Annotated in this window: 13 protein-coding genes; 8 read left to right on the forward strand and 5 right to left on the reverse strand. The window is 69.9% G+C overall.

What is annotated here, in order from left to right; genetic code table 11:
• Positions 1-123: 123 nt before the first annotated feature.
• Genes AN233_RS04760 through AN233_RS04775 form a run of 4 tightly spaced genes read right to left on the reverse strand, consistent with a single transcriptional unit; the run spans position 124 to position 3,217 of the window.
• Positions 124-1,152, reverse strand: coding sequence for a lysylphosphatidylglycerol synthase transmembrane domain-containing protein (locus tag AN233_RS04760; RefSeq protein WP_058365703.1), 1,029 nt, complete (start codon positions 1,150-1,152; stop codon positions 124-126).
• A 1-nt stretch (position 1,153) separates the two neighbouring features.
• Positions 1,154-2,047, reverse strand: a complete 894-nt coding sequence (locus tag AN233_RS04765; RefSeq protein ID WP_058365730.1) for a polysaccharide deacetylase family protein — start codon at positions 2,045-2,047, stop codon at positions 1,154-1,156.
• A complete protein-coding gene (locus AN233_RS04770) occupies positions 2,040-2,537 on the reverse strand; it encodes a DUF2304 domain-containing protein (RefSeq protein ID WP_080508353.1) in 498 nt (165 codons plus the stop codon). The genes AN233_RS04765 and AN233_RS04770 overlap by 8 nt, the downstream gene beginning before the upstream one ends.
• A 5-nt stretch (positions 2,538-2,542) precedes the next feature.
• Positions 2,543-3,217, reverse strand: coding sequence for a glycosyltransferase family 2 protein (locus AN233_RS04775; RefSeq protein ID WP_058365704.1), 675 nt, complete (start codon positions 3,215-3,217; stop codon positions 2,543-2,545).
• A gap of 175 nt (positions 3,218-3,392) precedes the next feature.
• Here AN233_RS04775 and AN233_RS04780 point away from each other — a divergent pair, with 175 nt between their 5' ends.
• Positions 3,393-4,949 (forward strand): alkaline phosphatase family protein, encoded by a 1,557-nt coding sequence (locus AN233_RS04780; RefSeq protein WP_058365705.1) that lies wholly within the window; start codon positions 3,393-3,395, stop codon positions 4,947-4,949.
• A gap of 115 nt (positions 4,950-5,064) precedes the next feature.
• A complete protein-coding gene (aglJ, locus tag AN233_RS04785; protein WP_058365706.1) occupies positions 5,065-5,991 on the forward strand; it encodes an S-layer glycoprotein N-glycosyltransferase AglJ in 927 nt (308 codons plus the stop codon).
• Positions 5,992-6,024: 33 nt separating this feature from the next.
• Here the strand turns inward: aglJ and AN233_RS04790 are convergent, their stop codons facing one another.
• A complete protein-coding gene (locus AN233_RS04790) occupies positions 6,025-6,717 on the reverse strand; it encodes a nucleotide exchange factor GrpE (protein WP_058365707.1) in 693 nt (230 codons plus the stop codon).
• A 134-nt stretch (positions 6,718-6,851) separates the two neighbouring features.
• On the opposite strand from AN233_RS04790, the gene menD reads away from it, so the two are divergent.
• From menD to phoU, 6 genes are all read left to right on the forward strand, one after another.
• Positions 6,852-8,693 carry a 2-succinyl-5-enolpyruvyl-6-hydroxy-3-cyclohexene-1-carboxylic-acid synthase gene (gene menD, locus AN233_RS04795; RefSeq protein ID WP_058365708.1) on the forward strand — a complete coding sequence of 614 codons (1,842 nt, stop codon included), beginning with the start codon at positions 6,852-6,854 and terminating at the stop codon, positions 8,691-8,693.
• A gap of 220 nt (positions 8,694-8,913) precedes the next feature.
• Entirely contained in the window at positions 8,914-10,107 is a 1,194-nt protein-coding gene (locus tag AN233_RS04800) for a substrate-binding domain-containing protein (protein ID WP_058365709.1), read from the forward strand.
• A gap of 43 nt (positions 10,108-10,150) precedes the next feature.
• Positions 10,151-11,278 (forward strand): phosphate ABC transporter permease subunit PstC, encoded by a 1,128-nt coding sequence (pstC, locus tag AN233_RS04805; RefSeq protein WP_058365710.1) that lies wholly within the window; start codon positions 10,151-10,153, stop codon positions 11,276-11,278.
• Positions 11,275-12,843, forward strand: a complete 1,569-nt coding sequence (gene pstA, locus AN233_RS04810; protein ID WP_058365711.1) for a phosphate ABC transporter permease PstA — start codon at positions 11,275-11,277, stop codon at positions 12,841-12,843. The genes pstC and pstA overlap by 4 nt, the downstream gene beginning before the upstream one ends.
• Positions 12,840-13,754: a phosphate ABC transporter ATP-binding protein PstB gene (gene pstB, locus AN233_RS04815; protein WP_058365712.1), complete on the forward strand. Its 915-nt coding sequence runs from the start codon at positions 12,840-12,842 to the stop codon at positions 13,752-13,754. Before pstA ends, pstB begins: the two co-directional genes overlap by 4 nt.
• Complete coding sequence (phoU, locus tag AN233_RS04820) at positions 13,751-14,428, forward strand: phosphate signaling complex protein PhoU (RefSeq protein ID WP_080508354.1); 678 nt, start codon at positions 13,751-13,753, stop codon at positions 14,426-14,428. The genes pstB and phoU overlap by 4 nt, the downstream gene beginning before the upstream one ends.
• Position 14,429 lies beyond the last annotated feature (1 nt).

The raw sequence follows: 14,429 nt of genomic DNA on the forward strand, positions 1-14,429 counted from the left end.
GGGTGGTGCCGTCCCGATCAACAGGACCTGCAACAGACACAGAAACACCATCTTCTGACAGAAAAATGGAACAACGCACGTAGTAGACCCAGTATCGCTGTCGCTCGGAAATCGCTCCATACGCTACTCCTCGACTGAATCCGCATCCAGATCGAGCGCCATCGAGGGGTACCAGCCGGCCACGGCGGGCAGGTAGACGCCGAGGAAGCGGTCGACGAGGATGGCCGACACCGCGGCCGCCTCCGGGACGCCGAGCGCGACGAACACCACCGTCGTCGTCGCCTCGGTGACGCCGATGCCGCCGGGCGTCAGCGGCAGCAGGGTGACGCTGTAGGCCGCGACCAGATACAGCGGCAGCAGGGCCGCGGGCTCGAAGGGCGCGCCGAACGCGGCGAGCAGGACCAGCACGCGGAGACCGGGCGCGAGCACCGAGAAGACGGTCCATCCGGCGGCGTACTTGCCCCAGAGCCCGGGGTCGACCGCGAGCCGGCGGAAGGAGGCGCTCGCGGCCGCGGTGAACTCCCGCAGCCCCGCGACGCGCTCCGCGGCCGCGGCGCCGATCCGCGGAATCCGCCGCGCGAGCGCCGCGAGCGCGTCCACGAGCCGGTCGAGCAAGGTGAGGTTGACCCCGGCCAGAAGCACCGCGCCGCCGGCCGCGAGGTAGAGCCCGGTCGAGAGCGCGAGCAGGATCAGGACCCCGGCGGAGAGTCGCGGCGCGGCGGCCGCCACCCCGACGGCGGCCACGACGCCGTACAGCACCGCGTAGATCCCGGTGTGGACGCCCGAGACCGAGGCCCCGTCGGCGTAGGACATCCCGGTCCGGCTCCGCAGGACGAACGGCGCCGCCACGCGGCCGGAGAGCCGCGAGGGGAGCAGTTGGTTGAGGAAGTAGACCGTCAGGTCGACGCTCGCGGCCGCGCGGAACGACGCCGCGCCGACCCGCGCCATCAGCACCTGCCAGGTGTAGAACCGCGCGAGCAGGCCGACGACCGAGACGCCGAGCACGACCGCGATCTCGGCGGGACCGAGGCGCCCGAGGAGGCCGAGCACCTCGCCGAAGCGCACCTGCGTCGACACCCACGCGAGCGCCGCGAGCCCGAGCCCGTACTGGAGCGCGGCGACCGCCAGATCGCGGGGGGAGCGGTCCGCCACGCTACGCCTCCCCGTGGTCCGATTCGTCCGTCCCCCCGCCCGCCGATCCGGTCCGGCTCCCGCCGCCGAGCCCGGCGTCCGCGAGCACGTCCTCGCAGGCGACGAACGAGAACTCCGTCGAGAGGATGCGCTCGACCGCGCGCCGCATCCAGTCGCCGGTCCTGACGTACACTCGCTTCGGAACGCCCTCGACGGCCGGGAGGTCGACGAACTCCCACGGGTGGACGTACAGCACGGGCGCGATCCCCCGGCGCGCGAGCAGGCGCATCCCGAGGATCGCGTACCGGACGCCGAAGAAGCGCAGCCACGTCCCCGTCAGCGGGAGCCCGATACCGGGGAACACCGCGGTCGGCACCTCCGCGAGGTCGGCCGACGCCGTCGGGTCGACCGCCGTCGCGGGCGCGGGCCGGTGGAGGTCGTACTCGCCGCCGTACCAGCCGGGAATCCGCCGGCAGGAGACGACGCTCGCGTCGTAGGCGTAGCCGGCCGCGTCGAGCGCCGCGAAGTGGCCGTCCCCGAAGTCGAACGCCGGCGCGCGAAAGCCCGCGACCGACGCGCCCGTGACGGCTTCGAGTCGCTCCTTCGACCGGACGAGCTCCTCGCGGCGCTCGTCGGGCGAGAGGTCGGTCAGCAGGCGGTGGGTGTGCGTGTGCGAGCCCACCTCGTGGCCGGCGTCGACGAACGCGCCGACCGCGCCGGGGTGCTCCTCGGCCACCTCGGAGACGACGAACGCCGTCGTCCGGGCGTCGTGGCGCGCGAACGCCTCTCGGAGGAACCGCGCACCCTCCAGTCCGACGCTCGGGTCGTCGAGGGTCCCCGAGGCGTTCCTGTACGCGGGCGTGTGTCTGAACAGCTCCACGTCGACCGAGAGGACGGCTCGGCGGGCGTCACTCATGGTCGTCGCTGTGGTCGCCGCGGGCGTCGCGGTCGCCGCGGTCGCCGCGATCATCGCGACCCCCGGCCGCTTCCAGTTCGGCGTCAAGCAGGCTCAGGCGCTCGTTCAGCCGGGAGACGCGGTCGTACAGCCGCCCGATGCGGTTGAGCAGGTAGATGACCAGCGCGAACAGCGTCAGGTTGGAGACCACGAGGATGGCTCGCGCGCGCAGCTCCAGTCCGAGCAGACGCGCCACGAGGTCGAACGCGCCCGGGAACAGCGCCACGAAGACGAGCCCGCCCCCCACCGCGACCGAGAGGACGAACACCGCGACCGCCTCCCGGCCCTTCCGGACGAGGAAATAGCCGTTCGCGAGGAACAGCAGGCCGACGAGCAGCGCGGCGACGTTGACCAGCGAGTAGTCGAACGTACCGAGCACCGCCGGAGCGCCGGCGGTGACGGGAGCGTCGAGCGTGACGAGAGCGCCGGTCGTTGCGAGGGTGTCGATCATGGGAGTCACCGGAACAGCAGGACGCGCAGCACCACGTCGGTCATGCGGAGCGGGTAGAGGACGAACGTGTCCAGCGTGAACTGCGAGTCGCCCTCCTCGCGGGTCGGCATCGCGACGGACACCTCCGTGATGCGCTGGTCGCGTTTGGCGGCGTCGAGCGTCTGCTCGACCGCCCAGTGTCTGTCCGATCGGTGGAGGATCTCGGCCAGCGCGTCGACGCGGTAGACGCGGAAGCCGCTGGTCACGTCCGTGATGTCGACGCCGCCGAGCACGTTCACGACGTTGGTGAAGAAGCTGATCCCGAGCCGTCGGACGAAGCCGTACTCCTCGAAGCTCTCGTTGAGGTAGCGGCTCGCGATCACCATGTCCGCGTCCGCGGCCGCCTCCATGAGCCGCGGGATGTGGGCGGGGTCGTGTTGGCCGTCCCCGTCCACCTGCACCACGAAGTCGTAGTCGTTGCGGATCGCGTACTGGTAGCCGGTCCTGACCGCGCCGCCGACGCCCGTGTTGAACACGTGCTCGACGACGGTCGCGCCGTGCTCGCGGGCGACCGCGGCGGTCGCGTCGCTGGACCCGTCGTCGACGACGACCACCTCGTCGACGTGTTCGCTCGTGCCCTCGATCACGGGGCCGACCGTCTCGGCCTCGTTGTACGCGGGGAGGACGGCTACGGTTCGCACGTGCCCGAGAGAACCCGCGGCCCGCACTTATGAATGTCGTTCGCGGGAGGGCGCCGCGGCCGCCGCGACCGCACGAAGGAGGTGGCGCCGGACCGGCCGCGGCGGCCCCCGACCGCCGACCGTCGCTCGCCCGCACGACGAAAGCGACTTGTGAGTCGGCGCGGTCGGTCCCGACATGAGCAGAACGGTCGTCGTCGGGCTCGACGGGTCGAACTGGCGCTTGCTCGAGCCGTGGCTCGACGACGGCACCCTTCCGAACCTCGCCGCCCTCCGCGAGGAGAGCTCGTGGGCCGAGACCGAGAGCTGCCTCCCGCCGGTCACTTTCCCGAACTGGAAGTGCTACTCGTCGGGCAAGAACCCCGGTAAGTTCGGCGTCTACTGGTTCGAGCGCGTCGATCTGGCCGCCGGCGAGATCGAGGTGACCAACGGCGCGGACTTCGAGACGCTCGAGCTCTGGAACTACCTCAACGACGAGGGGAAGCGCGCGGGCGTGGTCAACATGCCCACCATGTACCCGCCTCGCGACATCGACGGGCCCGTCGTCGCCGGCGGCCCCGACGCCGTCGAGGGCGAGTACCGCTCCATCAGCGGCGGCTACGCCACCCCCGAGGGGCTCGCCGACGACCTCGAAGAACGCTTCGACTACCGCGTCCACCCCGACCCCCTCCTCTCCTCCAACGAGGAGACCGGCGCGGAGGTCGACGCCATCCTCGACCTCCTCGAGAAGCGCTTCGAGGTCGCGCTCGCTCTGCTGGAAGAGGAGGACCTCGAGTTCGTCCACGTCACGCTGTTCTACCTCAACGTGCTCCAGCACTTCTTCTGGAACGACGAGCCGACGAAGCGCGCCTACGAGATCGTCGACGAGTGGGTGGGCCGGATCGACGAGATGGACGAGACGAACCTGGTGATCATGTCCGATCACGGCTGTGCCCCCACGACGACGGAGTTCTACGTGAACGAGTGGCTGGCCGAGAACGGCTACCAGACGCGGTCGACGAGCGTCGATAGCGTGCTCCAGAAGGTGGGGATCGACCGGGAGAACGTGCTCGCGGCCGCGAAGGCGGTGGGAGCGGTCGACCTCCTCGCGACGGTCGTCCCCGAGCGGCTCCAGCAGCTCGTCCCTCAGAGCGCGGGCCTCAAGCGGGACAGAAAACTCGAGGCGATGGACCTCGCGGAGACGAAGGCGGTCGCGAGCGGGCAGGGACCGATCTACCTCAACCCCGCCTTCGACACGGAGGCGGTCCGCGAGGAGCTGATCGCGGACCTGAAAGCGGTCGCGGACGACCACGGCCCGCTGTTCGACGGGGTGTACCGCGCGGAGGAGGTGTACGAGGGTCCCCATCTCGGCGAGTCGGACGCGCCCGCGGTCGTGGTCGACCAGCGCGACGGCGTCCACGTGAACGACGGCGTCGGCGGCGGCGACGTGCTCGCCGGCCCGGACCGCTGGCGCGCCGAGAACACCCGCAACGGCCTCTTCCTCGCCAGCGGCCCCGACTTCCAGCACCGCGGCGAACTCGAGCAGATCAGCATCACGGACATGGCCCCGACCCTGCTCGGGGCCGCCGGCTGTGCCGTCCCCACCGACATGGACGGCGACGTGCTCCCCATCCTCGCGGGCGAAAAGGCCGAAACCGTCGAAACGCGCGACCCCCTCTCGCCCGACGCGGCCGCGACCGACCGCGACACCGACGGCGTCGAGAACCGACTCAAACAGCTCGGCTACATGGAGTAGCGGGGCGTCCCGCGAGAGCGACAAAAGGTGCCGAGATCGCGAGACTGTGCCGTTCCGGGCACGGCCGTCGCGGTAAACCGTATACTTAACCACCCGGGCGGGCGACGGGCCGGTAATGACGAGTCGCGACGACGTGTGCGTCCTCCTGCCGACCTACAACGAGGCCGCGACCATCGCGGACGTGGTCGAGGGCTACCGGGCGGAGGGGCTGGAGAACGTCCTCGTGATCGACGGCGGGTCGGGGGACGACACCCGCGAGCGGGCCGCCGAGGCGGGCGCGCGCGTCGTCGAGCAGTCCGGCGACGGGAAGGGACAGGCGATCCGGGAGGCGGTCCGGGAGCACGTCGACGCCGACTACGTGCTGATGGCCGACGCGGATGCGACCTACGACGCCGCCGACGCCGACGTGATGCTCGAGCCCCTGCTGGCGGGCGAGGCCGAACACGTGATCGGCGACCGGTTCGCGGACATGCGGGAAGGCGCGATGACCCGACTCAACCGGATCGGCAACCGGCTCATCAACGGCGCCTTCCGACTGATCCACGGCGAGGACTACGGCGACATCCTCTCGGGGTACCGCGCGTTCACCCGCGAGTCGTTCCAGCATCTCACGCTGAGCGCCGAGGGGTTCGGCATCGAGACCGAGATGGCCGTCGAGTGCGTCAAACACGACGTGCCGGTCGCGGTCGTCCCCATCACCTACCGCCCGCGCCCCTCCGGGTCGGACACGAACCTCAACCCCGTCCGCGACGGCGGGATCATCTTCCTGGAGCTGTTCCGCAAGGCGAAGACGAACAACCCCCTGTTCTACTTCGGGAGCGTCGGCGCGGCGTCGACGACCGCCGGCCTGTCCGTGGCCGCCTACGTGCTCTACGACTGGCTCGCGTACGGCATCGGCCACCAGATCCTCGCGATCGTCGCGGCCGCCGGCGTCCTGTTGGGCTTCCAGCTGCTGATGTTCGGCTTCCTCGCGGACATGATGCTGTCGCTCCACCGCGAGCAGATCCGGCGGCTGGACGGACAGCGGGACGGCGGGGGCTGAGAACGAAACGGCGCGACGGAAAGCGGGTACAGACTAGTCGTCGCCGTCGGAGACGGTGACCTGCGCCTCGCGGATCACCTTCTCGCCGAGCTCGTAGCCCGGCTGGTACACCTCGTGGACCGTCCCCTCGGGCTGGTCGCTCTCGACGCGGAGCATCACCTGATGGCGCGTCGGGTCGACCTCGGCGCCCGGCTCCGGCTCGATGGGCTCGACGCCCTCCTCCTCCAGCACGCGGTCGAACTCCTCCAGCGTGGACTCGACGCCCGGCCGGATGTCCGCGCCCTCCTCCTGGTCGAGCGCACGGATCAGGTTGTCGCGGACGGGGACGATACGCTCCACGAGGTCCTCGGCCGCGCGCTCCTTGATCTGCTCCTGTTTCCGCTGCTGACGCTGCTTGTAGTTCTGGAAGTCCGCCTTCGATCGCTTCAGCCGGCCCTCGAGGTCCTCGACGGTCTCCTCCGCCTCGGCGAGCTCGGCCTCCAGCTCCGTCACGCCCGCCTCGAGGTCCGCGACCGCGGCCGCGAGCTCCTCGTCGTGGGCCGCGACCCGGTCCGCGAGGGGCGTCTCGCTCGCGGCGTCGCCCGCCGCCGCATCCTCCTCCGCCGCACCGTTCGCGTCGGCCGGTTCCTCGGCGGCGGCCCCCGCGGCGCTCGCCGCGTCCCCGGCCGCGCCCGATTCGTCGTTCGGCGCCTCGACCTCGACGTCGACGGCGTCGTCGTCGCTCATGTGCGAGGGGAGGCCCGCGCCGGGCTTAAGGCTTGCAGAACGCCGCGGCGGGGGTTCGCTTCCCACGGCCGCGTTCCGATCGCCGCTGTCGCGTTCCGCCGGCTTATAAGCCCGCGACCCCCGAACGGGAACCAATGACCGCACCGAACCGGAACACGCTGTGGGCGTCCGCTATCGTCGAGGAGCTCGCTCGCGCGGGCGTCTCCGCGGCGGTGGTCTCGCCGGGGAGCCGCTCGACGCCGCTCACGACGGCGCTGGCTCGCCACGAGGACGTACACGTCTTCTCCCAGCTGGACGAGCGCTCCGCGGCCTTCTTCGCGCTCGGCCGCGCGCGGCGGACGGGCGAGGTGACGCCGCTGGTCTGCACCTCCGGCACCGCCGCCGCGAACTATCACCCCGCCATCGTGGAGGCGGACGAGGCGCGCGTCCCGATGCTGGCGCTGACCGCCGACCGCCCGCCGGAGCTGCGCGACTCCGGCGCCAACCAGACCGTCGACCAGGAGAAGCTCTACGGCGACGCCGTCCGGTACTACAAGGACCTGCCCGAGCCGGCCGCCGACGAGCGCGCACTGAAGTCCGTCCGCACGACGGTCGCCCGAGCGCTCGCGACCGCGGAGGGCGCCGAGGCCGGCCCGGTCCACCTCAACGTCCCGTTCGCCAAGCCGCTCGAGCCGACGCCGGTGGCGGGCGACGTGCCCGCGGATCTGGACCCCGAGGCCGCCGCGGGCCGCGACGGCCCCTACGTCTCCCGCCACGCCGGCGTTCCCGAGCTCGACGACCGCGCCCTCCGCGAGCTCGCGAGCGCGCTCGAGGCCGACCGCGGGCTGATCGTCGCCGGCCCCGCGGACCCGCCGGGGCTCGACGCGGAGGCGGTCACCGCGCTGTCGCACGCGACCGGCTTCCCGGTCCTCGCCGACCCCCTCTCGGGCGTCCGGTTCGGCGGCCACACCCGCGTCGCGCCCGTGATCGGCGGCTACGACGCCTACCTCTCGCCGGACCTGACCGAGGCGGACGCGTTCCCGAACCCCGAGGTCGTCGTCCGGCTCGGCGCCTCGCCGACCTCGAAGAACCTCCGCAAGTACCTCGCGGCGACGGACGCTGACCAGTACGTCGTCGACCCCGCGGGCGCGTGGCGCGAGGCCGAGTTCGCAGCGACCGATCTGGTGGTCGCGGAGCCTTCGCGGCTCTGCGGTCGGCTCTCTCGACTGCTCCCGGGCGGCGGGGACGCCGACTGGCGCGCGCAGTGGGAGGACGCGGACGCCGCGGCGTTCGACGTGCTGGAGGAGGACGACGCGGACGCCGCTCCCGACGCGTTCCTCGAGGGGCGCGTCCTCGAAACCGTGGTCGAGGAGTCGCCCGATCCGGCGACGCTGTTCGTCTCGAACTCCATGCCCGTCCGCGATCTGGACCGGTTCGCCGCCCCGTCGACGAAGTCGATAACCGCGCTCGGGAATCGCGGCGCCTCCGGCATCGACGGCATCGTCTCGACGGCGCTCGGCGCCGGCTCCGCGACCACCGACGACCTCACGCTCGTGACGGGCGACATCGCGCTCTACCACGACTCGAACGGCCTGCTTGCGCTCGACCGCTGCGAGGTGGACGCGACGGTCGTCGCGATAAATAACGACGGCGGCGGCATCTTCCACAAGCTCCCCGTCGAGGCGTTCGACCCGCCGTTCACCGAGCAGTTCAAGACGCCACACGGCATCGACTTCGAACCCCTCTCGGCGCTGTACGACGTGGAGTTCGCGCGGGTCGACGCGCGGGGCGGAACGGCCGACGACGGGGAGAACGACGACGCGGCCGGGGACGCGCTGGCCCCCGACGAGGCGACCGCGGCCCTCCGCGACGCCCTCGCGACCGCCCGCGAGGAGCCCGGCAGCCATCTGATCGAGGTGCGGACCGACGCCGAGGCGAGCCACCGGGCGCGCGAGGCGCTGCGGGAGCGCGTGGGCGAGCGGGTTCGTGAGGAGTGAGAAGCCGAGGGACGGCCCAGTGAAGGTGCCGGGAGCCGGCGCTCGGTGAACCCCACGCGCGACGCGGGGAGCACTCGCGCGACCGGCGCTCCATACTCTATATATCCGACAGTACCGATACCACAGGCTCCGAGGCGCTACCGTCGGGTCATGGTCGCTCCGTTTCGGTCCAGTCACCTATTATAAACGTGTTTAATAGGTCGACGGGTGCTCTTACTCGATGTCACGTGACGCGGCGCATCAGGTGGACACGGTATCACGTCGAAAGTACCTGCTGACGCTCACCGCCGCCGGGGCGACCGGTCTCGCGGGATGTAGCGGGCAGAGCAACAGCGGCGGCGGCGAGAGCGGGACCAGCAGTGGCGGGAGCGGCGGCGGGAGCGGAAACGGCGACGACGCCGACGAGGGAGGGAGCGGCGGGTCGTCGGCGCCGGCCACGGTGACCGCCGAGGGGTCCTCGACGGTGTACCCCATCTCGAACAAGGGGAGCTCTTACTGGAACTCCAACTCGCCGGCGAGTGACGGCGAGTACTGGGGGTCCAACGACGAGTCGTCGGTCGCCGGGTGGGACCAGATCGACACTGACCAGAACATCGCCGACTACTTCGCCGGGCTGTACGGCTTCGAGCCGACCGGCGAGCGGTCGAACCCGCCCTTTGCTACCCGCGTGGCACTGAGCCACTCGGGGACCGGCTGTGAGGCGGTCCGTGACGGACTGGTCGACATCGGGAACTCCTCGGGACCGATCACGGCGGAACTCGACATCAGCGAGGAGCAGCGCGACGAGAACTACGTCGACCACGTGGTCGGCCGGGACGGGCAGCCCGTCTTCGTCAGTCAGGCCATCTACGACGCGGGAGTCGAACAGCTCACCGGCGAGCAGATCCGCGGCATCTATCAGGGCGACATCACCAACTGGAGCGAGGTCGGCGGCCCCGATCAGGAGATCTACGTGGTCGGTCGCGCCGAGGGGTCCGGGACGGACACCTCGTTCCGGCTGAACATGCTCGGCGACGCCGACGCGCCGATGGATGTCGACACGCGCTTGGGACAGAACCAGCAGGTCCAGCAGGTCCTCCAGGACAACGACAACGCCATCGGGTACATGGCGCTGGCGTTCTCGGGATCGGGGATCCAGGCGATCGCGATCGACTTCGAGGGTACCGTCTTCCGCCCCGACCCCGACGCCGAGAACACCATCTTCGATTCCGAGTACCCGCTGAACCGGGACCTGCACATGTACACCCGGATCAACGAGGAGACGCCCGACGGGACGGACATGCGCGAGGCCGCGTTCCTCAACATGTTCCTGACCGAATTCGGTCAGAAGACGTTCGTCGAGGACGTCAACTACATCACGCTGCCGACGTCCGACATCGAGGCGGAGCGCGAGAAACTCCCCGACCAGGCCTAGCGCCGCGGTCGCACCGGCATTCGCCTCGCGGCCATTTATCCAAATGTCACTCACTAACACAACCACCGACTGGCGTGCGGGCATCGAGCGGCGGTTGACCCGGACACGGGAGTTCCTCGACGAGACCGACCCGGAGGCGTTGACCGTGGTCACCGTTTCGATGGGCTCGCTTCTGGCGGCGTTCCTCGGGTTCCTGCTTGCATCCCCGTGGGCGGCCGTCCCGTTCGGCGCGTTCCTGACAGCCACCGGCTACGGATGGGCGCGTCATCAGGCACTCATCGCCCGCGCGGTAACCCTCGCGATGACGACGGTGACGCTCGTCACGCTCGGGCTCATCGTGGTGTTCATCTTCGCCGAATCGATTCCCGCGTTTCGGTACGAGACGGCGAGCGCCTTCGGTATCTCCGTGCCGGGGCTTGGGATGTTCGCACAGCCCCGATGGGACGCCGTTTCGGAGCCCGTTCGCTATTCGCTTCTCCCGATGATCCACGGGACAGTGATGGTGACGACCATCGCGACGCTCGTGGCGGCCCCGCTCGGGGTCGCCGCGGCGCTGTTCATCGCAGAGATCGCCCCGCCGACCGTTCGCGAGCTCGTCAAGCCGGGGATCGAGGTGCTGGCGGGCATCCCCTCGATCGTCTACGGGTTCATCGGCTTCACCGTCATCAACCCGTGGGCGAGCGGGGCGTTCGACCTCAACGGCGGCTCGACGTACCTGTTCGTCGGAATCGTCGTCGGGCTGATGGCGTTGCCGACCGTCGTCTCCGTCGCCGAGGACGCGCTGACGAGCGTTCCGGACGTGATGAAACACGGGTCGCTCGCGCTCGGGGCGACCGACTGGCAGTCGATGACCTCGATCACGTTACCCGCCGCCTTCTCGGGCGTCTCGGCGGCCGTGCTCCTCGGCGTCGGGCGAGCCATCGGTGAGACGATGGCCGCAACGGTGATGCTGGCCGGCATTCCGCGGATCAGCGAACCGCTCGTGAACGTCTTTTACGGCTACGAGACGCTCACCTCGCTCATCGCACGCGGCTACGGCAGCGCGAACGGCGTCCACGAGAGCGCGCTGTTCGCCGCCGGCGTCGTCCTGTTCGTGACCGTGTTGTGCCTGAGCATCGGTTCACAGTACATCGAGGCGCGAATGCGTCGGCGTCTCGGGGGTGCCGAATGAGTCGCGCCACCCGGACCGCGCTCGTCCGGGACGACCGCACGGCCTACGAGGCCGCTGCCGGGGCTGCGGTCGGTATCTCCGGAATCGTATTCGTGGTCGGCCTCGCGACGCTACTCGGCGTCGTCGGGATCGACGATCCCGTCGCTGGACTCGAGCTATCGGTGCTGTTCGGCGTGGTGCTGCTCGCGCTCGGGGTGACGGTCGTCGGCTTCGGGATGGCCTCGCGGCTGGGATACGTCGACGCGGCGCCCCAACCGAGCGCGGGGATCGTCGCCGCGGCCGCGTTCACGGGGATCTGGTTCGCAGTGGGCGCGGCCGTGTCCGGAGCGGCGGGGATCGGAACGGCCGGTCGGCTCGCTGTCGGCGCGGTCCTCGGCGGGAGCGCGTTCGCGGTGACCGCGTTCCCTCGCGAAGATGTCGGGTCGACGGTACCCGTGGGGGCCGTCGCCGGTCTGTGTGGACTGTCACTCGTTGTCGGCGTCATCGGCCCCGGGTGGGAGCAGGCGCTCGTCGGGTACAACGCGACCCTGTTCGGCGACACCGTCGTTCCCGTGGTCGTGCTGTTCACCTCGCTAGTGACCGGATGGAGCGCCGCGAAAGCGTACGGCGGGTTCGGTGCTCGCGGACGGAACGTCGGCGCGTACGTGCTCATCTACCTCGTCGTCGGTTCGATACTGACGGTGCTCGTCGGGCTCGTCGCCTTCGTCACAGTGAGGGGACTCCCGGGGCTGTTCGGCGGGTTCTCCGTCGGAGGCGCCAGCCTCGTTAGCTGGCCGTTCCTGACCAACGGTGCCGGCCTGACGGCCGACGTTGCCGGCGTGTTCCCCGCCCTCCTCGGGACGGTCTGGCTGGTCATCGGGGCGGTCCTCTTCGCCGTCCCGACCGGGGTCGGCGCGGCCGTGTTCCTCAGCGAATACGCCGAACAGGGCCGGTTCACGGGAGCCGTCGAGGTGGCGACCAACGGCCTCTGGAGCACGCCGAGCATCGTGTTCGGCCTGTTCGGTGCCGCCTTCCTGATCCCCCGTTTCGGGAACCAGAAATCGCTGATAGCCGGGATGTTGACGCTCGGGTTCATGCTGCTGCCGCTCGTCCTGATCACGAGCCGCGAGGCGATCCTCGCGGTTCCGGACGAGTACCGGGACGCCAGCGCGGCCCTCGGCGTCTCCAAGTGGAAGACGATCCGCAGCGTCGTTCTCCCCGCAGCAATCCCGGGGATCGCGACGGGCGTCATCCTCGGCGTGGGCCGCATCGCCGGCGAAACCGCGCCCATCCTGCTGACCATGGGCGGTGGCGTCCTCCCGGGGAAATCGGCCGCTCCCGACGTATTGGGCGGCTTCCAGCTGAGCGGCTCGCCACCGTTCGTCAGCAATCCGGCGCTGTTGGAGGCCACGAGCGCGCTCCCCTATCAGCTGTACGCGCTCATCACGGCGGGGCTGAGCGGCAACATCGAGAACCCGCAGGAATTCGCGTGGGGACTTGCACTGACGCTGCTGCTCGTCGTGTTGGTCTTCTACGCGGTCGGCATCGCGACGCGCTACTACTTCAGACGGAAACTCCACCAATGAGTCAAACAGACACCGCAGAGACCACGGCGAACCGCACTGACGGCGAAGGGGTCTCCACGACCGCCGGCGAAACCGTCGAGGAGACGCGTCCCGAGTGGACGTGTCACGAGACCGACGGAGAGACGAAACTTGCCGTCGGCGACCTCGACGTCCACTACGGGGACGACCACGCGCTGAAGGGCGTCTCCATGGATATTCCCGAAGAGAGCGTGACGGCGCTCATCGGTCCGTCCGGCTGTGGAAAGTCGACCTTCCTCCGGTGTCTCAACCGGATGAACGACCGTATCCGTGCCGCCAGTGTCGACGGAACGGTCGAGTTCGACGGCGAGAACATCTATCAAGACGGCGTCGACCTCGTCGAGCTGCGCAAGCGCGTCGGGATGGTGTTCCAGAGCCCGAATCCCTTCCCCAAGTCGATCCGCGAGAACGTCTCCTACGGACCGCGGAAACACGGCGACATCGAGACGGGACTGCTCGCACGGCTGACCGGCCGCGCGGAGCCCGACCGCGAGGAGGACCTCGTGAAGCGGTCGCTCGAACGGGCCGCGCTCTGGGAGGAGGTGCGGGACCGCCTGGACGACAACGCGCTCGGGCTCTCGGGCGGCCAGCAACAGCGGCTGTGTATCGCCCGGTGTCTGGCCGTCGATCCGGAGGTCATCCTGATGGACGAGCCGGCCTCCGCGCTGGACCCGATCGCCACCGCGAAGATCGAGGACCTCATCGAGGACCTCGCGGAGGACTACACCGTCGTCGTCGTCACCCACAGCATGCAGCAGGCAGCCCGCGTCTCGGACCAGACTGCCGTCTTCCTGACGGGAGGCGAACTCGTCGAGTACGACGACACCCAGAAGATCTTCGAGGACCCGGAAAGCCAGCGCGTCGAGGACTACATCAGCGGCAAGTTCGGGTGATCGCCGTGGCTCGTGACGACTACCGCGAGTCGCTGGACACGCTGCGTTCCGATGTCGGGTCCATGGCCGCAGCCGTGCTCGAACAGCTCCGACGGGCGCTCGCAGCGCTCGACGCCGACGACCACGCGTCCGCACGTGAGGTGATCGACGCCGACGAGTCGATCAATCGACGATACCTCGACCTTGAGGGCGACTGCATCGACCTCTTCGCGCTGCAACAGCCCGTCGCCTCGGACTTGCGGTTTATCGCGGCGTCGTTCAAGATCCTGACCGACCTGGAGCGTGTCGGTGACCTCGCCACGAACCTCGCACGCTACGCACTGGCGGACGGTCCGGAAGTCGTCACGGACGTTCGCGTCCACCAGATCGGAGAGACCGCCGCCGACCAGGTCGAAGCGGCCATCGACGCGTACGTCGAGGGCGACGGCGAGGCGTGTCGAGCGATCGCCGAGCGCGACGACGAACTGGACGCGCTGTGTCAACACGCCAGCGAGGCGGTCGTCCGCGAACTGGTCGCCGGCGAGCCGGACCGCTGGGAGATCGAACGGCTTCTCGACGGGATCTCGAACCTGCTCCTGACGATCCGCGACCTCGAGCGGGTCGGCGACCACGCCGTCAACATCGCCGCGCGGACGCTGTACGCGACCGACAGTGACCCTGAGCTGATCTACTGAC

The sequence above is a fragment of the Haloparvum sedimenti genome, from assembly GCF_001462205.1.
Lineage (GTDB): Archaea > Halobacteriota > Halobacteria > Halobacteriales > Haloferacaceae > Haloparvum > Haloparvum sedimenti.